The organism is Methylobacterium frigidaeris, assembly GCF_022179185.1.
Taxonomy (GTDB): Bacteria; Pseudomonadota; Alphaproteobacteria; order Rhizobiales; family Beijerinckiaceae; genus Methylobacterium; species Methylobacterium frigidaeris.
Genome location: NZ_BPQJ01000013.1, coordinates 125,482 through 143,704 on the forward strand (window position 1 = coordinate 125,482; position 18,223 = coordinate 143,704).

Genomic DNA, 18,223 nt, shown 5'->3' on the forward strand with positions numbered 1-18,223 from the left:
GCGCAAGAACGCACATGAAGCGCCTATAGTGTCGAAAAGGATACCGTCATGGCCCGCACCCGGCATCGCAGCCTGGATTGCAGCCCGGGCTGCGCCGTCGAGGCGACGCTGCAGCTGATCGACGGCAAGTGGAAGGGCGTGATCCTCTACCACCTGCTCGCGGAGGCGCCAGAGCCGGAAGATGCTCTACGATTCAACGCGTTGCGCCGCCGAATGCCGAACGTGACCCAGCGCATGCTGACCAACCAGCTGCGCGAGCTGGAGGCGGACGGCTTCGTGCACCGCACGGTCTACGCCGAAGTGCCGCCGCGGGTGGAGTACCGCCTGACCGAGCGCGGCCGCAGCCTCGAGCCGGTGATCCGGGCGCTCAAGGCCTGGGGCGATGCGCACGCGAAGCCTGTCACCGCATCGATGTCGGCGCCGGAGGCCGACGCAGCCTGACGATTCAGCGCGACAGGCTGCGGAAGACGCAAACCCGGCCGCGATCCTCGTAGCCGGCCGGGCATTGCGCCACGCAGGCGCCGGACGCGAATTTGAGGGGAGGGCGGCAATAGCTCTCCTCCTGCTGCGCCCGCAGGGGCGGCGGCCGCAGGAGCGTGACCAGGATCGTCACGGCGGCGGTCAGGATGATCCCGAGGGTGACGAGGCGCAGCACGGATCCGCACTCCTGCACTATGTGCACTGCATCACGGGATATGGGGCGGCGGAGCGGCGCAGACAGGGCTGACCGCCTGTGCGGCATTCCGGCTCGACTCTTCGCCGCGCTTGACCCGCCCGGGCAGACGTGAACCCTCTGAAACGGCGCAGGCCACGCTGCAGGCCCCGACAGGACAGATCCCGCATCTCGCGCAGGAAAAGGACAGGACCCACAACGATGGCGGAGCTCAGCCGTCCGGATCTCGATTACCGCCTCAAGCAGCAGAAGATCCTGTCCGAGTTCGGCGTCGAGGCCCTGCGCGCCGACGATCTCGGCCGTCTGCTGCAGCGCGCGACCGAACTCTGCGCGGAGGGTATGGCGGCGCAGTTCTGCAAGGCGCTGGAGTACAAGCCCGGCCATGACACGCTCCTCGTCATCGCGGGCGTCGGCTGGGGGCCGAACGTCGTCGGCCACGCCCTCGTGGGGGCCGACCTCGCCTCGCCGGCGGGCTATGCCCTCAAGACCGGCCAGCCGGTGATCTCGAACCACCTCGAGAACGAGCGCCGCTTCCGCACCCCGCAGCTGATGGCCGATCACGGGGTGCGCCGGGCGCTCAACGTGCTGATCCGCAACCGCGAGGGCGATTTCGGCGTGCTGGAGGTCGACGACACCCGGGAGGGGCAGTTCGACGAGGCCGACATCGCCTTCATGCAGGGCTTCGCCAACCTGCTCGGCGGCGCCATCGAGCGCCAGCGCGCGGAGGCCCGGCTCCAGGCCGCCCTCGACCGGCAGGAGCTGCTCACCCGCGAGATGAGCCACCGGGTCAAGAACAGCCTCGCTACGGTGGCGGGCCTGCTCTCGCTCCAGGCCCGCACCACGGAGAGCCAGCAGGCCCGCGACGCCCTGGCGGATGCCCGCTCGCGGGTCGAGGCGGTGGCGCAGGTGCACGACCAGCTCTGGCGCCAGCCCGACCTCGCGGCGGTGGAGCTGTCGGGCTTCCTCGACAGCCTGTGCGAGAAGCTGCGCGAGAGCGCGCCCGGCCACGCCATCACCTGCGAAGCTCCGGCCATGCCGATCCCGGCCGACCTCGCGATCCCGCTCGGGCTGTTCGTCAACGAGCTGGTCACCAACGCGGTCAAGTACGCCTATCCGGGCGGCCATGGCCCGGTGCGGGTCGAGGCGGTGCCGTCGAGCGAGGGCCGGGTGCGCCTCAGCGTCTCGGATGACGGCGTCGGCCTGCCGGAAGGGTTCGATGCGGGGGCGGCGCGCCGCAGCCTCGGCATGCGGGTGATCCACGGCCTCGCCCGCCAGCTCGGCGGCGAGCTCGCAGTGTCGGGAAAGGGCGGCGCCCGCTTCACCCTGATGGTGAATTTCGCGGCGTCGTAGTCGCCCGCCACGGATTTTTCGGGGTCGTCACGGTGAGCCGCTTCCCACGGCCGGCCGTCTTGCACTACGCTCGCGGCAGCGCTGCCGCCCGAACGCCAATAATGGGCGGCACGCCGGGGACCGGAAGACCGGCCCCGACCGAGCCCGGGCGCCAGATCCGGGCCAAAGACAAGGGTGGAAACGATGGGCGAGTTCTCCCGCGGCGGTCCGACCCGTCGCCGCATCCTGGCCTCCGGCGCCGCGGCGGCCGGCCTCGGGCTGATCGGTTCACGTCCCGCCTTCGCGGCCGTGGACTGGAAGCGCCATGCCGGCACTACCCTCGAGGTCAACCTGATCAAGGGGCCGCGGGGCGACCTGCTCCAGCGCCACGCCGCCGAGTTCACGGCGCTCACCGGGATCAAGGTCTCCTCCGAGGTGATCCCCGAGCAGCAGCAGCGCCAGAAGATCGTCATCGAGCTGACTTCCGGCCGGCCGAGCTTCGACGTGGTGCATCTGAGCTACCACGTGCAGAAGCGCCAGTTCGACAAGGCCGGCTGGCTCGCCGACCTCTCAGGGTTCATCAAGGACCCGAACCTCACCGACTCCGCCCTGCGCGAGGCGGATTTCAGCTCTGCCGGCCTGCAATACGCCAAGACGCCGAACGGCGAGATGCGCTCGCTGCCGATGTCGGTCGACTACTTCATCCTGTACTGGAACAAGGAGCTGTTCCAGAAGAAGAACGTCGCCTTCCCAGAAACTTTTGACGACATGATGCGGGCGGCCGAGACCCTGACCGACCCGAAGGCCGGCACCTACGGCTTCGTCGGGCGGGGCCTGCGCAACGCCAACATGGCATTGTGGGGCGCATTCTTCCTCGCCTATGGCGGCCGCTTCCTCGACGACAAGGGCAACCTCCTGATCGACGGACCGGAGGCCGTGGAGGCGACGAAGCTCTACCAGCGCCTGCTCACCAAGACCGCGCCCCCCGGGGTCGTCGGCTTCAACTGGATGGAGTCGATGGCGGCCTTCACGCAGGGCAGGGCGGCGATGTGGCTCGACGGCGTCGGCTGGGCGCCGCCGCTGGAGGACCCGAACGCCTCCCGCGTCGTCGGCAAGGTCGGCTACGCCGTGGTGCCGAAGGGCCCGAAGGACCACGCCGCGGCCACCTACGGCGACGGCATCGGCGTCGCGGCGGCGAGTACCAAGAAGGAGGCCGCCTACCTCTACTGCCAGTGGGCGGTCTCGAAGCTGATGGGCGGGCGCCTGCTCCAGATCGGCGGCGGCGTGCCGTTCCGCGATTCGATCCTCAACGACGCCGAGGTCCAGCAGGGCGTGAAGATGCCGCGCGAGTGGCTCGATTCGGTGATCGGCTCGGCCAAGATCAGCAAGCTTGGCCTGCCCGTTGTGGTGCCGGTGGCGGAGTTCCGCGACATCGTCGGCTCCGCCGTCACCGCCACCCTGTCGGGGGCCGACCCGGCGACCGAGCTGAAGAAGGCGGCCGAGCAGTACCGGCCGATCCTCGAGCGCAGCGAGAAGGCCTGATGGCCCGGGCCGGCCTCGCGCCGTCGACCGTCGAGCTGGCGCCCACCGAGGCGCCGGCCGCCCGCTGGCGCCCGCCGGGCTACTGGCCTTTCGTGGTGCCGGCACTGGTCGTCGTCGTCGGGGTGATCGTGTTCCCCTGGGCCTTCACCCTGTGGATGAGCCTGCACGAGTGGAAGGTCGGGGCGGACCCGGCCTTCGTCGGCTTGTCGAACTACGCCCGCCTGCCCACCGATCCGCGCTTCCTCGACGCGGTGTGGCAGACGCTGGTCTACACCGCGCTCTCGGTGGTGCTGCCGCTGATCCTCGGCACGCTCGCGGCCTGCGTGTTCCACGCCAGGTTCCCCCTGCGCGGCTTCCTGCGCGGCGTGTTCATCCTGCCGATGATGGCGACGCCCGTCGCCATCGCGCTGGTCTGGACCATGATGTTCCACCCCCAGCTCGGAGTGCTGAACTACCTGCTCTCGCTGATCGGCATCCCGCCCCAGCTCTGGGTGTTCCACCCGGCGACCGTGATCCCGTCGCTGGTGCTGGTCGAGACCTGGCAGTGGACGCCGCTCGTGATGCTGATCGTGCTCGGCGGCCTCGCGGCGCTCCCCACCGAGCCCTACGAGAGCGCGCAGATCGACGGCGCCTCGCTCTGGCAGGTGTTTCGCCACATCACCCTGCCGCTGGTCGCGCCGTTCCTGTTCGTCGCCGCGATGATCCGGATGATCGACGCGGTGAAGAGCTTCGACATCATCTTCGCGATCACGCAGGGGGGACCGGGTACGGCGTCCGAGACGATCAACATCTACCTCTACAGCGTCGCCTTCGCCTATTACGACGTCGGCTACGGCTCGGCGATCGCCGTGGTCTTCTTCCTCCTGATCATCGCGCTCGCCGCCGCCCTGCTGGTGGTCCGCAAGCGCACACAAGGATCGGTAGAATGACTTGGAGCGGTCGCGTGAACTGGCGCTGGCTCCTCAAGCAGGCCGCCCTACTCTTCGCCGTCCTGGTCATCGTCTCGCCGGTGATCCTGTTCTTCGTCTGGATGCTGTCGCTCTCGGTCAAGTACGAGATCGACAACGCCGCCTACCCGCCGGTGCTGATCCCCGAGCGCTTCGCCTGGAAGAACTACCTCGACGTGCTCGAGTCGAACCGGTTCTCGACCTACTTCCTCAACAGCCTGCTCGTCACCGGCACCGCCACGGGGCTCGCGCTCCTCGTCGGCGTGCCCGCCGGCTACGGCATCGCCCGGATGAAGGCCGCCAAGGCCGCGGTGGTGATCCTGGTCGCGCGCATCACGCCCGGCCTGTCCTACCTCATCCCGCTCTTCCTGCTGTTCCAGTGGCTCGGGCTCCTCGGCACGCTGTGGCCTCAGATCATCATCCATCTCGTCGTCACCGTGCCGATCGTGATCTGGATCATGATCGGCTACTTCGAGACCACGCCGCTGGAGCTGGAGGAGGCGGCCGTCATCGACGGGGCGAGCCGCTGGCAGGTGTTTCGCTATGTCGCGCTGCCGATCGCCAAGCCCGGCATCGCGGTGGCGATGATCCTGGCGGTGATCTTCTCCTGGAACAACTTCGTCTTCGGCATCGTGCTCGCCGGGCGCGAGACCCGCACCCTGCCGGTGGCGGTCTACAACATGATCTCGTTCGACCAGCTGAGCTGGGGGCCGCTCGCCGCCGCGGCGCTCATCGTCACCCTGCCGGTCCTGGTGCTGACGGTCTTTGCTCAGCGCCAGATCGTCGCCGGGCTGACGGCGGGGGCGGTGAAGGGAGGGTGAGGGGGCTTTCGGCCTCGCGGCGGGGCCCGCCCGAGCCGATCAAACAGGTGTCGATCCCACCCACAACCTCAGGATGAGGTTGTGGGTGGGATCAAAGGCTTTCAGTGGAGTCCACGCTCCGACCTTGGGCCGCCGCTACCCCCCTCAATGATACGGATCGGCCGCGTCTCGCAGACCATCGCCGAGGAAGTTGAAGGCCAGCACCACGATCACCACCGGCAGGATCGGCGCCAGCAGCCAGGGATGGAGTTGCACCGCCGCGAGGTTCTGCGCCTCGTTCAGCAGGACGCCCCAGCTCGTCACCGGCGGCCGCAGGCCAAGGCCCAAGAACGACAAAGCCGTCTCGCCGAGGATCATCGAGGGGATCGATAGCGTCGCCGAGGCGATCAGGTGGCTCATGAAGTTCGGGATCAGGTGCCGGGCGATGATCCGGGTCTTCGAGGCGCCCATCAGCTCGGCGGCGCGGACGTAATCCTCCTCGCGCAAAGCCAGCAGCTTCGAGCGCACCGCCCGGGCGAGTCCAGGCCAATCGAGGAGGCCGAGGATCAGCGTGATGCCGAAGAAGACCAGGATCGGGCTCCAGTTCGGCGGCAGGGCCGCCGAGAGGGCGAGCCAGAGCGGCAATTCGGGCAGCGAGCGCAGGATCTCGATCAGGCGCTGAATCACGTTGTCGACCCAGCCACCGAGATAGCCGGCGAGCCCGCCGAAGAAGAGTCCGAGCGTGAACGATACCGCGATGCCGACGAGGCCGACGGTGAGCGAGATTCGGGTACCGGTGATGATCCGCGAGAGCAGATCGCGCCCGAGCCGGTCGGTGCCGAGCAGGAACATCGTTCCGTCCTTCGGCGGGCAGACCAGGTGCCAGTCGGTATCGACCAGGCCCCAGAAGGAATAGCCCTCGTCGCGGCAGAAGAAGCGCAGGGGCTGCACCTTGCTCCGGTCCACCGTGTAGTCGCGGTGGAAGGTCTCGATGTTGAAGGTGAAGTGGTAGGGATGGGTATAGGGTCCGACGAAGCGGCCCTCGTGGAAGAAGTGGATCGATTGCGGCGGCGCGTAGAGGTAGTCGCCGTGACGCTTGGCCGGGTTGTAGGGCGCGATCACCTCGACGAACGGGATCAGCGCGTAGAAGGCGATCAGGATCAGCCCCGCCGCCACCGCGACCCGGTGCTTGCGGAACTTCCACCAGGTCAGGCGCCAGGACGAGGCGCGGTCGACGGCGCTGCTCTCCGCCCCCACCGGCTCGGTGCGGCCGGGATCGAAGGGGGCGGTGTCGACGAAGTGGTGCGGCCGGTCCCGCAGTTCCAGACTCATCGACCGTCCCCTCCGAGGCGGATGCGCGGATCGAGCCAGGCGAGCAGCAGGTCGGAGATCAGCATGCCGATCACCGTGAGCATCGCCACGAACATCAGGATGAAGCCGGCCAGGAACTGGTCCTGGCTCTTGAGGGCGGCGAGCAGGATCGGCCCGACGGTCGGCAGGCTGAGCACCAGCGACACCAGCACCGAGCCCGACACGAGGTGCGGCAGGAGGTTGCCGATATCGGCGATGAACGGGTTCAGCGACATCCGGAACGGGTATTTCAGCAGCGCCCGGGTTGGCGGCAGGCCCTTGGCGCGGGCGGTGACGACGTATTGCTTGCCCAATTCGTCGAGGAGGTTGGCGCGCATCCGCCGGATCATCGCGGCGGTGCCGCCCAATCCGATCACCAGGGTCGGGACGACGAGATGGGCCAGCAGCGAGCGGATCTTCTCCCAGGTCCAGGGCAGGCCCGAATAGGCGCTGTCGTAGAGCCCGCCGATCGACACCTCGAACCAGCGGTTGGCGTAGAACAGCATCACCAGCGCCAGCAGGAAGGACGGGGTGGCGAGGCCGATATAGCCGATGAAGGTCGCGACGTAGTCGCCGATCGAGTATTGCCGCGTGGCCGAGTAGATCGCGATCGGGATCGAGACCAGGTGGACGAAGATCACCACCGCCAGGTTGACCACCAGGGTGAGCCACAGCGCGTCGCCCACCACCTCGCGCACCGGGCGGTCATACTCGAACGACCAGCCCCAGTTGCCCTGGATCAGGCCGTTGAAGGCGCCCTCGGGATTGGGCCATAGCCCGATCCACCGCAGGTACTGCTCCCAGACCGGCCGGTCGAGGCCGTATTGCTGCATCAGGAACTGCGCCTTGGCGATCGAGGCCGCCTCGCCCTGCGAGCGCAGCTCGGCGATCTGGTTGGTGAGGAAGTCGCCCGGCGGCAGCTTGATGATGACGAAGACGAGCGCCGAGATGATCAGCAGCGTGACCGCCATGGTGAGGAGGCGGCGGGCGAGGTAGCGGATCACCGCGACGCCTCCTTCGGGTTCGGGCCCCAGAAGAACTGGTCCATGCGGTAGATCCCGATCAGGGCCGTCGGCTTCCAGCTGTAGGTCTGTTTGTCGGGCACGTTGAGCAGCCGGGTCTTGGCCACCACCGGTTGGAGCGCGCCCGAGACGGTGCCGATCACCCACTGGTTCTCGGCCCGGTTCCGCAGCATCTCGCCCCAGATCGTCGCCTGCTCGGCATTGTCGGCCGTCGCCATCCAGCGGGCGTTGAGGTCGATCAGCACCTTCGCCTCGGGAATGTCGCAGGGCTCGCCCTCCTTACCCCGCGTCTCGACGTACTGCCCCCATTTCGGCCAGGCATAGGTGTCCTGGTGGACCGGGGCGAGCTCGTCGGGCGACATCTCGGCGGTCGGCATCGCGAGGTCGAGGCCTTGCGCCGCCACCATCACGGCGGCGCCCGAATAGGCGCGGTTGCGCAGCACCGTGCGGTCCTGCGGCTTGACGAACAGCTTGATGCCGACCTCGCGCCAGAATTCCGAGATGAGGGTCAGCCCGTCGGTGAGCATGCTGCTCTCGCCGTCGGTCTCGACCACGATCTCCAGCTCGCGCCCGTCGGGCAGGAGGCGGATGCCGGCGCCGTTGCGCTGCGTCAGCCCGATCTCGTCGAGGAGGCGCGAGGCTTCCGCGGGGTCGTAACCGGCATGGAGGGTGCGGTACTCGGGCTTGTAGAGCGGGCTCTTCTCGACGACCGTGTCGTTGCCCTCGATGCCGAGCCCGAACAGCAGGGCGTTGTTGAGGGTGCGCCGGTCGATGGCGAGGGACAGGGCGCGGCGGTAGCGCAGGTCGCGGTTGAGCGTGCGCCAGACCGGATCGGTGACGGTCAGGTTGGGATAGAGCGCCAGTTCCGAGCCGCGCGCAGTGGGCCAGAGATGGGTGCGGTAGCCCTTTGCGCGCTCGCCCTCGCGCAGGATCGGGATGTCCTCCATGTTGAGGCCGCGGAACAGCAGGTCGGCCTCGCCGGCATTGGCCTTGGCGGCGAGCAGCCCGCCCGCCGCCACGTCCATGTTCACCTTGTCGATGTAGGGCAGCTGCTGCCCGTTGGTGTCGACCCGGTGGTAATAGGGATTGCGCACGAAGACGAAGCGGGCCGCCGGCGCGATGGTGGTGACGCGCCAGGGCTGGAGCGTGGGCAGATCGGGATTGGTCTGCTCGAACATCGCGTCGAGCCGGTTGTGGAGCGCCGCCCAGCCCTTGACCTTGGCCTGCTTCACCAGCGGCTCGATCTCGGCCTTCGGCGTGTAGCGCGGGTTGAAGCGTCTCAGGTAATGCGCCGGGCGATAGATGAAGGGATCGCGCGGCGAGGCCAGTTCCGGCAGGAAGCGGGGATTGGGCTTGTCCCAGGTGAAGCGGACGTGGAGCGGGTCGATCAGCTCGAAGCGCGGCGCCTGCCCGTCGACCATCATGAATTCCGGCGGGCCGGAGGGGCTCAGCTCCTTGTTGAGGGCGACGTCCTCCCACCAGTAGCGGATGTCCTCCGCCGTGAAAGGCTGGCCGTCGGACCACCGATGGCCCTCGCGCAAGGTGAAGGTGTAGATCCTGTCGCCGTCGTTCTCGAACTTGTCCAGAATGTCGGGCTGCAGCGTCAGCTTCTCGTCGTAGCCGACGAGGCGGGTGTAGCTGTAGGTCGAGATGTAGCGGATGTCCCGGGCCTTCGAGACCAGGGTGACGATGTCACCGCCGGGCTTGCCGATCCGGCGGCCTTGCGCGGCGGGGTCGACGACGAGGGGCTGCTTGGGCAGGCGGTCGGTGAGGGATTCGGCGGCGAGGGCGGGAGCCGCACCCAGGAACAACAAGACGGACAGAGCGATGCCCGCCCAACCCTCCCCCCTGTGCGGGGGAGGGTGCCCGGCGGATGCCGGACGGGAGAGGGGCAGCGCGACGGCGCAGGATGTGGCGCCCTTCATGAAGCGCGCGACCTCTCCGGAAGCGGCGTCTCCTCTCCCGCCCCGCTCGGCGGGGCACCCTCCCCCGCAGAGGGGGGAGGGTTCAGCAGCGGCGGCGTTCGTGAACAGGTTTCCGAACCGAACCGTCATGTCCCGTCCCTCCCGTGCAGGCGCACCCAGGTGAGACGGGTGGGCGAGTAGCCGGTCGCGGCGTGCAGGTCGTCGAAGGCGTGGGTGGCGGCGATGGCCGCGCGGGCAGCCTCGGCTTCCGGGTCGTCGGGCCGGTAGACGAATTCCCGGCCGTTGCGGCGCCAGCGCACCGGCTCGCCGGAGCGGGGCGCGGTCAGCATCGCGATGGTCGGGAAGGCCGGCCCGCCATGGGCGTGGAGCCGGTGCGCCGCGGCGTCGTCGTCGAAGATCAGCCGCGTCAGGCGGCGCTCGCGGGCTTCCAGCACCCGCCGGGCCTGGCTGATATGGTCGTCGAAGAAGCCGACCGCCCGGTCGGGGTCGAGGCGTGGCAGGCTCGCCGCCGACCAGTCGCCGGCGTGGTAGTGGGCGCGGGCGTCGCGGTAGCGTAGCCCTGAGAGGTCCGGATCGAAGCAGAAGATCTCGGCCCCCGGGCAGGCTTGGCGCATCACCCAGGTGGTGAGGCCGCGAAACACCCCCGATTCGACGATCACCTCAGGCGAGAGCGCCCGCATCAGCACGTAGAGCTGGAGCGCGCCGTTGAAGCCGTTGCCACCCCGCTTCTGCGCCACCGGCGCCGAGGCGATCAGCTCCCAGAAGGTCGCGACGGCGGGCGCGGCGCCGCCCGGCAGCGACAGGCCGGATCCGGCGAGGTCGTGGTCGAGGCGAGCGGCGGCCGCCGCGATCAGGGCGTCGGTCTCGGGACCGGAGAGCGGGCGATGGTTCCAGTCGGACACCGCCGGAACGAGGTCGTAGCCGAGGCGGTCGAACAGGCGGCCGAGGAAGCGGCGGCGCAGCCGCTCGACGAAGGGGTGGGGACGGAGGGCGGCGCCGTGGGGCATCGGGGTCTCGTAGAGGGTTCAGGCGGCTTGCCGGAGCATCGGCCCGGAGACCCGGACGAAATGCCCGGGCTCGATCTCGGTCATGGTGCCGGCCGCGCCGCCGGTGAGGCGGTAGGGCTCGGGCCAGCTCGCCGGGTCGGAGAAGCGGTCGCTCATCAGGAGCTTCAGGTCGAGGGGATGGTCGAGGTCGGGTTCCGGCACCGCGGCGAGCAGCGCCCGCGTGTAGGGATGGGCCGGGTTCCTGAACAAAGCCTCCTTCGGCGCCTCCTCGACGATGTAGCCCCGGCACATCACCGCGATCGTGTCGGCGATGTAGTCGACCACCGCGAGGTTGTGGGAGACGAACAGGTAGGAGACGCCGAGGCTCGCCTGCAGATCCTTCAGGAGGTTGAGCACCTGGGCCTGGACCGAGACGTCGAGGGCCGAGACCGGCTCGTCGCAGAGCAGCACCCGGGGCTTGAGGGCGAGCGCCCGCGCGATGCCGAGACGCTGGCGCTGGCCGCCCGAGAAGGCGTGCGGATAGCGCCGCAGCGAGGTCTGGTCGAGCCCGACCATGTCGAGCAGTTCCTTGGCGCGCTCGTAGCGCTCGTCGGAGGTGCCGACGCCGTGGATGCGCAGGGGCTCGGTCAGGAGCTCGTAGACCGTCATGCGCGGGTTGAGCGACGAGAACGGGTCCTGGAACACGAACTGCACCGCGCGGCGGAAGTCCTTCAGCTCCCGGTCCTTGAGCGCGAAGACGTCCCGCGGCCCTCTCCCAGAGCCGTCGTCGAAGGTCACGGTGCCGGCATCGGGGCGCAGGGCCCGCATCACCACCTTCGACAGGGTGGTCTTCCCGCAGCCCGACTCGCCGACGAGGCCGAGCGTGCGGCCCGGATGCAGCTCAAGCGACACGCCGTTGACGGCGTTGATGGTGCGGGTCTTCCCCTTGAACCAGCCCGAGCGCAGGGTGAAGGACTTGCGTACCCCCTCGATGGCGAGCAGCGGCCCGGCCGGATCGGGCCGGTGCGGCTCGCCGGCCTTGCGGGCGAGCACCGCGCTCTTGACCTCGCGGATCGGGGTCAGCCGCTCGCCGGCCTCCATGTGGAAGCGCGGCACCGCCCGCATCAGGGCCTTGAGGTAGGGGTGGCCGGGCCGGCGGAAGATGTCGTCCCGCGAGCCCGCCTCCATCACCCGGCCGCGATACATCACCACGACGTCGTCGGCCATGTTGGCGACGACGCCGAGATCGTGGGTGATGAGCAGCATCGCCATGCCGGTCTCGGCCTGCAATTCGCGCATCAGCTCCAGGATCTGCGCCTGGGTGGTCACGTCGAGGGCCGTCGTCGGCTCGTCGGCGATGAGGAGGGCGGGCCGGGTGATCAGCGCCATGGCGATCATGGCGCGCTGGCGCAGGCCGCCCGACAGCTCGAACGGATAGGTGACCAGCGCCCGCTTCGGGTCCGGGAAGCCGACGCGCTCGAACACCTCGATCGCCCGGGCCCTGGCCCGATCGGCCGAGACGTCGGCGTGAAGGCGCAGGGCCTCGGTGACCTGGTCGCCGACGGTGTGGAGCGGCGACAGCGAGGTCATCGGCTCCTGGAAGATCATCGCGATGCGCCCGCCGCGCAAGCTCTGCATCCGGGACGAATCGGCTTTCAGCCCCGCGATGTCGGTGCCGCCGGGAGGGCCGGACGGGTCGGCGAGGCGGATCGCTCCGCCGGTGATCCGCGCGACCTTGGGCAGGATCTGCAGGATCGCCTGCGCGGTGACCGACTTGCCCGAGCCCGATTCGCCGACGAGCGCCACGGTGCGGCCCGCCGGCACGTCGAGGGACAGGCCGTCGACCGCCCGGAACGAGCCGGAATCGGTCGTGAAATCGACCTTGAGGTCGCGGATCGACAGGAGCGGTGCCGTCATCCTGGTGCCGTGCTGTCCTCTCGGGGCGCGAGGGCGCTCCCGGATCTATCGGAAGATAGGGTCCGTTTGTGACACGGGCGACGCCGCGGGCGCAAACAAAGCGGCGGCACGCGATATTCTCGATGCTCGGTTCTTCGCAGCGTGGGAGGCGAGGCAGTCGAGGAGGCGCTCGCAGAAGTCCCAGGTCGTCCCGTCCTGCACGAGGTGGTGGGTGAGCAGCCCGACCGGGCCGCCCTCCGCCACCGCCCGGGCCGCGCGGGCGACGATGCCCTCCGGATCGGCGAGCCCGCCGCCGGAGCGCCAGGCGATCGGGTCGATCGCGGCGTGGGCCTGGGCGAGGCCGGGCACCGGCGGCAGGGGATGGGCCGCCGAGAGGCCGCGATAGTGGAGGGCCGGCAGGTGCTCGGGCAGGTCGGGGGCGATGCGGTTCCAGGGCGGGACCAGCACCGGCAGCAGGCGGTGGCCGAGGCGGGCGTGGGAGAGCGCCAGGGCTTCCACCGCATCGGCGCGCAACGCCGCCAGGGGCCGATGCGAGCCGAACTCCGCCTTCCTGGCGTCGGCGGGCGCGTGGTTGGCGTGAGCGAGGCCGTGGACGAGGAGGTCGATCCCGGGCTCGTCCGCGATGCGCGCCGTCAGCGACGGCTCGGCCCGGGCCGGCACCGCCGCGAGGGCGACCGGCCAGCCGGTCCGGGCCGCCAGGGCGAGCAGGCGGTCGAGGGCGGGGGTGTGGGCGGTCGCGTCGTCGTCGCGCCACCAGAGGGTGACGGTGCGGCCTTCGTCCGCGGCGCGGGCGAGGGCGTCGGTGAGGGGCGTGACGTCGGGAGACGGATGACGAGCCGGCGCTCGCCCCTTTCCCGTGGGAACGGGAGTGCCCAGCATCTCCTCCACGATCGCCACGCTCCGCCGCGCCCCGTCGCGGGCGATGGCGTGGCCGGTGGCCGGCGGTGGAGTGGAGAGAGCTGCCGCGGCCAGATGCTCTGCCGTCAGCTCGCTCTCCGGCAGCACTCTCGCGAGACCGTGAGCGGCCAAGGTCTCGGCGCGCAGGCGCTGCTCGGTCTCCTGGCCGGCCTCGAACGGCACCAGCAGGGCCGGGCAGCCGCCGTGCAGGAGGTCCAGCACCGTGTTGTAGCCGGCCTGGCTGACCGAGAGCGCGGCGCCCGCCAGGAGGGCGCGAAAATCCGGCCGGGCCCGCTCGACGATGGCGTTCGCGGGCGCCGCCGCCGCCAGGCCGGCGAAGGCGGGCTCCGGCACGGCACGGCCGACGAGGATGCGCCAGGACAGGTCCGGGGTGAGCGCCGCCGCCGCGACGGCCGCCTCCTGCAACGGCAGCCCCGCGGCACTGGAGCCGCCCGAGACCACGATGCCGGAGCGGGGACCGCCCGGGGCGGGACTCGTCTCGGCCTCGTCGACGTAGCCGGTATAGCGCAGGCGCCGCGCCACGGCGGCCTCGACCGGCCAGGAGGCGTCGAGGGGCAGGAAGGCGGGATCGCCGTGGACCAGCACGGCGTCGTAGGCGTCGAGGCGCGCGTGGGTGGCGGCGACCCGCTCAGGGCGGCTCGGGGTCGCGAGGATGTCGCGGATCGAGGCGAGGAGCAGGGGGCGCGGCGAGGCCGCCCGAACGGCCTCGACCAGGGCCTCGAATTCCGGCGCCAGCACCCGGCGGCCGAAGGGATAGAGCTCGGTGACGACCGCGTCGGGTGCGGCCTCGGCGAAGGCGGCGAGCAGGGTGTCGCGGCGGGCCGCCAGGCGCTCCGCCGTCACCGGCGCGCCCTCCGGGTCGAGGAGCGCCGTGAAGGCCGTGCCGGTGATGCGCAGGGGCGGCAGCTGCACCAGGCTGATGCGGTCGAGGCGGGGCAGCGGCACCGGCATGCCGCCGGAGACGAGCGTCACGGCGTGGCCGGCGCCCGCGAAGGCCCGCGCCAGCGCCGCCGCCCGGGTGAGATGCCCGGCGCCGAGGAGGTGGGTGACGGCGATCAGGATCCGGCTCATGCCTGACGCTCCCGCAGGAGCGGGGCGAGGGCCGCGCGCAGGAGGGCCGCAGAGGCCATCAGGCCACGCTCCTCGCGGGCGAAGGCGAGAGCGGCCCCCCGCATCGCCGCGAGGCGCTCGGGCGCCGCGGCGAGGTCGCGGATCGCTGCGGCGAGCGCTGCGGCGTCGCCCGGCGGCGCCACGCGGCCGGTCACGCGATCGCGCACCACGTCGGGCACGCCGCCATAGCCGCCGGCGACCACCGGGCAGCCATGAGCCTGTGCCTCCAGCAGCGCCACGCAGTAGGCCTCGTTGACGGCCGGCCAGACCAGCAGGTCGGCGGCAGCGTAGAGGGCCGAGAGCCCGGCCGGTGCCAAGGTGCCGTGCTGGCGCACGCGGGGACCGAAGGGCGCGAGCAGGGCCGCGACCTCCGCCGCCGCCGGGCCGTCGCCGGCGACGTCGAGGATCCAGGGACGGTCGCCGAGCTGCGCCAGGGCCTCGGCCAGCAGGCGGTAGGAGGCGAGCTTGTCGCCCTCCCGCATCATCGCGACGGTGAGGAGGCGCAAGGGGCCGGGCGCTCGCCCGGCCTCGGGCAGCGGCCAATCGGCCGGATCGAGGAAGGGCGGCAGGTCGGCGAGCAGCTGCCGCCCCGGCCGCGCCGTCTCGAGCGCCGGCCGGTCGCGGCGGTTCATGACGAGGACCAGGTCCGCCGCGTCGAGGGCCGCCTCGGCTCCGGCATGGCCCAGCGCGTGCGGGCCGGCGGCACGCTTCGGCGCCCGCGAGCCCTCCGCCACCACGTAGGGAATGCCGAGGACCCGCGACACCGCCGGTCCGATCCAGTCCGGCGCCTTGTAGTAGACGTGATAGGTGAACCAGAGGGCGGGCGGGTCGGCGCGGTACGCCGTGACCAGGCGCGCGGCCTGCCTCAGCGCCTCCTCCCGCAGGATCGGATGCCGGGACCCGTCGGGATCGCGGGTACGCAGGGAACTAGCGACCTCCGGCGCGAACCCGGCCGCCGCGAGCGCCCGCAGGAAGAGCCGCGCCATCGTGCGCTCGCCGGACGGCACCGGGTGGTCCGGGGCCTTGAGGGGAGCGTAGAAGGCGATCCGGGTCATCGCCCGGCCGCATCCTTGAGCAGGCGGGCCACCCTCTCGAACCCGGCCTCGGCGCCGAACTCCGCCCGCAGCCGGTCGAGGGCCGCGCCGGCGAGGCGGGCCCGCTCGGCGGGATCGCGGGCGAGCAGGTTGACGGCGTTCGAGAGCGCCCCCCAGTCGCCCGGCGGCACCAGCCGGCCCTCGATGCCGTCGCGCAGGAATTCCGGGATGCCGGCGAAGTCGGTGGCGACCACCGCGAGGCCCTGGGAGGCCGCCTCCATGATGACGTTCGGCAGCCCGTCGCGGTCGCCCGACGGCGCGGGCTTGGCCGGCAGCACGAACAGGTCGGCCTCGCGCAGGAGCGCCACCACCTCGGGCTGGGGCTTGGGGCCGAGAAAGAGCACCTTCTGCGACAGGCCCAGGGACGCCGCCTTCTGGCGCAACGCCGCCAGCGCCTCGCCGCCGCCGACATGGGCGAGGCGCCAGTGCAGGTCGGGGGGAAGGGCGGCCAGCGCATCGAGGAGGTCGTCGAAGCCCTTCTTCGCCACCGCCCGGCCGACCGTGACGACCCGCAAGGGATCGGCCGGATCCGACCCGTCCCGGGACGGGCGGCTCTCCGGGGGCGCGGGAAACCGCGACAGGTCGAGGCCGTGATAGACGAGCGAGACCCGCTCCGGATTCCCCGAGAGCGCGCGCAGGCGCGCCGCGCCGGCCGCCGTGCAGGTCACCGCGAAGCTCAGCCGCGCATCGTCGAGCTTCTCCGTCAGCTCCCAGTCCGGCGTGGTCCAGATGTCCTTGGCGTGGGCGGACGCGCTCCAGCTCCGCCCGGTCAGGAGCGCGGCGTAACGCGCCACCGAGGCCGGGGTGTGCAGGTAATGGACGTGGATGTGCTCGATCTCGGCCGGCAGCTCGCGGGCGAGCACCAGGGCCTGGCCGAGGCGCCGGCCGCGATTGGGGGTGAGGTCGCGGGCGAGGTCGCGCCAGGCGAGGCCTATCAGCGGCAGGAGGCCCGGCCGGCGCAGGGCCGACAGGGCGCCGCGCAGGACCCGGAGCGGCGCCTGGTAGAGGTATTCGGGCAGGTAGGCGACAGGGGCGCGGATCTGCCGGTGCATCGGGTGCACGGCGCCGTCATGCGGCTGACGGAGGGACCAGATCGCGAGATCCAGGCCCCGCGCCTCGAGGCCGAGCAGCTCCTGGGCGATGAAGGTCTCGGACAGGCGCGGATAGCCCTTGACGAGGACGGCGATGCGGAGCGGGGGCATGGGAGGAATGGCTTACTCGGCGGCCACGCAGGCGGCGTCCGGTGCGGCGGCGAGGCGGCGGATCGCCGACAGGCCGTCGAGGAGACCGGGGATCGGCCGGGACGAAGGGGTCGGACGATGGGGCAGGGCGGCGAGCGCCGCGGCCATGCGGGCGGTGTCCTCGTCCTCCCCGGGCTCGATCACCCCGACGAGGCCGAGCCGGGCGGCGGCGCGGGCGCGGATCAGCTGCTCGCGCCGCGGCCGCACCCGCGGCAGGATCAGGGCCGGGCGATCGAAGGACAGGATCTCGCAGAAGGTGTTGTAGCCCCCCATCGCCACCACGCCGGCGGCCCGGCGCATCAGTCGCTCCAGCCGCGCGTCGAAATCGAGGGAGGCGAGCCGCGGATGGGCGGCGATGCGGGCGCGGAAACGCTCCTGCTCGACGGCCGGGAAGAACGGGCCGAACACCACCAGCGCCCGGTGCTCCAGGCCTTGCGCCTCGTAGGCGCGCACCACCGCCTCGACGAGCTCGACCCCGTCGCCGCCGCCGCCCGGGGTGACGAGGAGGAACGGCTCCTCGGCTGCCTCGTCGGGAGCCTCCGCCCCGGGCGCCTCGCGGCGGAGATAGCCGGTATAGGTCAGGCGGCCGGCGATGCCGGTGGGCAGTGCCAGCCCGTCGAGGGGGGCATAGATCTCCTCCAGGCCGTAGACCCAGAGCGAATCGTAGAGCGGCAGCACCGCGAGCGCGCCCTTGCGCTCCCATTCGGGCGCGAGCAACGCCGGATCGTCGAGGACGTCGCGCAGGCCGAGGACCAGCCGGCAGCCCCTTGCCTTGAGACGGTGGAGCGTCGGCAGCACCTCGCCGTGGAAGCCCGCCGGCTCCTTGTCGACGAGGAAGAGGTCGGGGTCGAAGCGCTCGGCGACGTGGCGGATCAGGGCGGCGCGGGTCGCCACCACCTCGCCGAGGCCGTGGCCGGGACCGAGGCTCTGGTACTCGCCGCTGGCGAGCTTGGTCACACCCGGCAGGCGCCGGCAGCTCACCCCGGGGGCGAAGCGGAAGGCGTGGCTCACCGGAGAGCCGGACAGAATCACCACCCGCCGCTCCGGCGCCTCCGCCACCAGGGCATGCGCGATCGCCCGCGCCCGGCGCAGGTGGCCGAGCCCGAACGTGTCGTGCGAGTAGATCAGCACCCGCTGCGGAGAGCCGCCGGGCACGGGGGACGCGAAGCTCATCCCGTGGACACTTCGATCCGGGCGGCCATTCCGGCCCGGGAAAACAGGGAGGCCCGTGCGGACACGGCGGGCCGGGTGCGGCTCAACGGTATCGGCATCGGGTTGCGGACCTCCCGGGCGCGGGAGGCCAGACTAGCGCATCCGCCCCCGGCCCGGCTACCCGGGCTCCGGCAGTTATGGCCAGGCTTGTGGCGGT

15 protein-coding genes are annotated in these 18,223 nt (G+C 71.2%); 5 read left to right on the top strand and 10 right to left on the bottom strand.

Annotated elements, in window-relative coordinates; translation table 11 throughout:
* The first annotated feature begins 48 nt into the window (after nucleotides 1–48).
* Nucleotides 49–441, top strand: a complete 393-nt coding sequence (locus tag MFF64_RS15595) for a winged helix-turn-helix transcriptional regulator (RefSeq protein WP_099904905.1) — start codon at nucleotides 49–51, stop codon at nucleotides 439–441.
* Between the two features lie 4 nt (nucleotides 442–445).
* On the opposite strand, the gene MFF64_RS15600 is transcribed toward MFF64_RS15595, so the two are convergent.
* A complete protein-coding gene (locus MFF64_RS15600; RefSeq protein ID WP_099904903.1) occupies nucleotides 446–655 on the bottom strand; it encodes a hypothetical protein in 210 nt (69 codons plus the stop codon).
* A 219-nt stretch (nucleotides 656–874) separates the two neighbouring features.
* Here MFF64_RS15600 and MFF64_RS15605 point away from each other — a divergent pair, with 219 nt between their 5' ends.
* From MFF64_RS15605 to MFF64_RS15620, 4 genes are all read left to right on the top strand, one after another.
* The gene (locus MFF64_RS15605; protein ID WP_099904901.1) at nucleotides 875–2,023 is read left to right on the top strand and encodes a sensor histidine kinase; all 1,149 of its coding nucleotides are present in this window, start codon (nucleotides 875–877) and stop codon (nucleotides 2,021–2,023) included.
* A 183-nt stretch (nucleotides 2,024–2,206) separates the two neighbouring features.
* Nucleotides 2,207–3,544, top strand: coding sequence for an ABC transporter substrate-binding protein (locus tag MFF64_RS15610; protein WP_238191436.1), 1,338 nt, complete (start codon nucleotides 2,207–2,209; stop codon nucleotides 3,542–3,544).
* Nucleotides 3,544–4,473, top strand: coding sequence for a carbohydrate ABC transporter permease (locus tag MFF64_RS15615; protein ID WP_099902666.1), 930 nt, complete (start codon nucleotides 3,544–3,546; stop codon nucleotides 4,471–4,473). Before MFF64_RS15610 ends, MFF64_RS15615 begins: the two co-directional genes overlap by 1 nt.
* Nucleotides 4,470–5,312, top strand: coding sequence for a carbohydrate ABC transporter permease (locus MFF64_RS15620; RefSeq protein WP_438823077.1), 843 nt, complete (start codon nucleotides 4,470–4,472; stop codon nucleotides 5,310–5,312). The genes MFF64_RS15615 and MFF64_RS15620 overlap by 4 nt, the downstream gene beginning before the upstream one ends.
* Nucleotides 5,313–5,456: 144 nt before the next feature.
* On the opposite strand, the gene MFF64_RS15625 is transcribed toward MFF64_RS15620, so the two are convergent.
* From MFF64_RS15625 to MFF64_RS15665, 9 genes are all read right to left on the bottom strand, one after another.
* The gene (locus MFF64_RS15625) at nucleotides 5,457–6,623 is read right to left on the bottom strand and encodes an ABC transporter permease (protein ID WP_099904337.1); all 1,167 of its coding nucleotides are present in this window, start codon (nucleotides 6,621–6,623) and stop codon (nucleotides 5,457–5,459) included.
* Nucleotides 6,620–7,645: an ABC transporter permease gene (locus tag MFF64_RS15630; RefSeq protein ID WP_099904335.1), complete on the bottom strand. Its 1,026-nt coding sequence runs from the start codon at nucleotides 7,643–7,645 to the stop codon at nucleotides 6,620–6,622. The genes MFF64_RS15625 and MFF64_RS15630 overlap by 4 nt, the downstream gene beginning before the upstream one ends.
* A complete protein-coding gene (locus MFF64_RS15635; protein WP_099904333.1) occupies nucleotides 7,642–9,588 on the bottom strand; it encodes an ABC transporter substrate-binding protein in 1,947 nt (648 codons plus the stop codon). The genes MFF64_RS15630 and MFF64_RS15635 overlap by 4 nt, the downstream gene beginning before the upstream one ends.
* Nucleotides 9,589–9,713: 125 nt before the next feature.
* On the bottom strand, nucleotides 9,714–10,595 hold the full coding sequence (locus MFF64_RS15640) for a hypothetical protein (RefSeq protein WP_238191457.1): 882 nt from the start codon (nucleotides 10,593–10,595) through the stop codon (nucleotides 9,714–9,716).
* Between the two features lie 18 nt (nucleotides 10,596–10,613).
* Nucleotides 10,614–12,491: an ABC transporter ATP-binding protein gene (locus MFF64_RS15645; RefSeq protein WP_099903373.1), complete on the bottom strand. Its 1,878-nt coding sequence runs from the start codon at nucleotides 12,489–12,491 to the stop codon at nucleotides 10,614–10,616.
* Between the two features lie 45 nt (nucleotides 12,492–12,536).
* Entirely contained in the window at nucleotides 12,537–14,480 is a 1,944-nt protein-coding gene (locus tag MFF64_RS15650; protein WP_238191459.1) for a glycosyltransferase, read from the bottom strand.
* Nucleotides 14,477–15,574: a glycosyltransferase family 4 protein gene (locus tag MFF64_RS15655; protein ID WP_099907973.1), complete on the bottom strand. Its 1,098-nt coding sequence runs from the start codon at nucleotides 15,572–15,574 to the stop codon at nucleotides 14,477–14,479. Before MFF64_RS15655 ends, MFF64_RS15650 begins: the two co-directional genes overlap by 4 nt.
* Nucleotides 15,571–16,815: a glycosyltransferase gene (locus tag MFF64_RS15660; protein ID WP_099907971.1), complete on the bottom strand. Its 1,245-nt coding sequence runs from the start codon at nucleotides 16,813–16,815 to the stop codon at nucleotides 15,571–15,573. The genes MFF64_RS15655 and MFF64_RS15660 overlap by 4 nt, the downstream gene beginning before the upstream one ends.
* A 12-nt stretch (nucleotides 16,816–16,827) precedes the next feature.
* Nucleotides 16,828–18,027: a glycosyltransferase family protein gene (locus MFF64_RS15665; protein ID WP_099907969.1), complete on the bottom strand. Its 1,200-nt coding sequence runs from the start codon at nucleotides 18,025–18,027 to the stop codon at nucleotides 16,828–16,830.
* Between the last annotated feature and the right edge of the window lie 196 nt (nucleotides 18,028–18,223).

Coding starts and splice junctions, on each gene's coding strand:
- MFF64_RS15595 (WP_099904905.1), top strand. CDS start 49: ATGGCCCGCACCCGGCATCGCAGCCTGGATTGCAGCCCGGGCTGCGCC.
- MFF64_RS15605 (WP_099904901.1), top strand. CDS start 875: ATGGCGGAGCTCAGCCGTCCGGATCTCGATTACCGCCTCAAGCAGCAG.
- MFF64_RS15610 (WP_238191436.1), top strand. CDS start 2,207: ATGGGCGAGTTCTCCCGCGGCGGTCCGACCCGTCGCCGCATCCTGGCC.
- MFF64_RS15615 (WP_099902666.1), top strand. CDS start 3,544: ATGGCCCGGGCCGGCCTCGCGCCGTCGACCGTCGAGCTGGCGCCCACC.
- MFF64_RS15620 (WP_438823077.1), top strand. CDS start 4,470: ATGACTTGGAGCGGTCGCGTGAACTGGCGCTGGCTCCTCAAGCAGGCC.
- MFF64_RS15625 (WP_099904337.1), bottom strand. CDS start 6,623: ATGAGTCTGGAACTGCGGGACCGGCCGCACCACTTCGTCGACACCGCC.
- MFF64_RS15635 (WP_099904333.1), bottom strand. CDS start 9,588: ATGAAGGGCGCCACATCCTGCGCCGTCGCGCTGCCCCTCTCCCGTCCG.
- MFF64_RS15640 (WP_238191457.1), bottom strand. CDS start 10,595: ATGCCCCACGGCGCCGCCCTCCGTCCCCACCCCTTCGTCGAGCGGCTG.
- MFF64_RS15645 (WP_099903373.1), bottom strand. CDS start 12,491: ATGACGGCACCGCTCCTGTCGATCCGCGACCTCAAGGTCGATTTCACG.
- MFF64_RS15650 (WP_238191459.1), bottom strand. CDS start 14,480: ATGAGCCGGATCCTGATCGCCGTCACCCACCTCCTCGGCGCCGGGCAT.
- MFF64_RS15655 (WP_099907973.1), bottom strand. CDS start 15,574: ATGACCCGGATCGCCTTCTACGCTCCCCTCAAGGCCCCGGACCACCCG.
- MFF64_RS15660 (WP_099907971.1), bottom strand. CDS start 16,815: ATGCCCCCGCTCCGCATCGCCGTCCTCGTCAAGGGCTATCCGCGCCTG.
- MFF64_RS15665 (WP_099907969.1), bottom strand. CDS start 18,027: ATGAGCTTCGCGTCCCCCGTGCCCGGCGGCTCTCCGCAGCGGGTGCTG.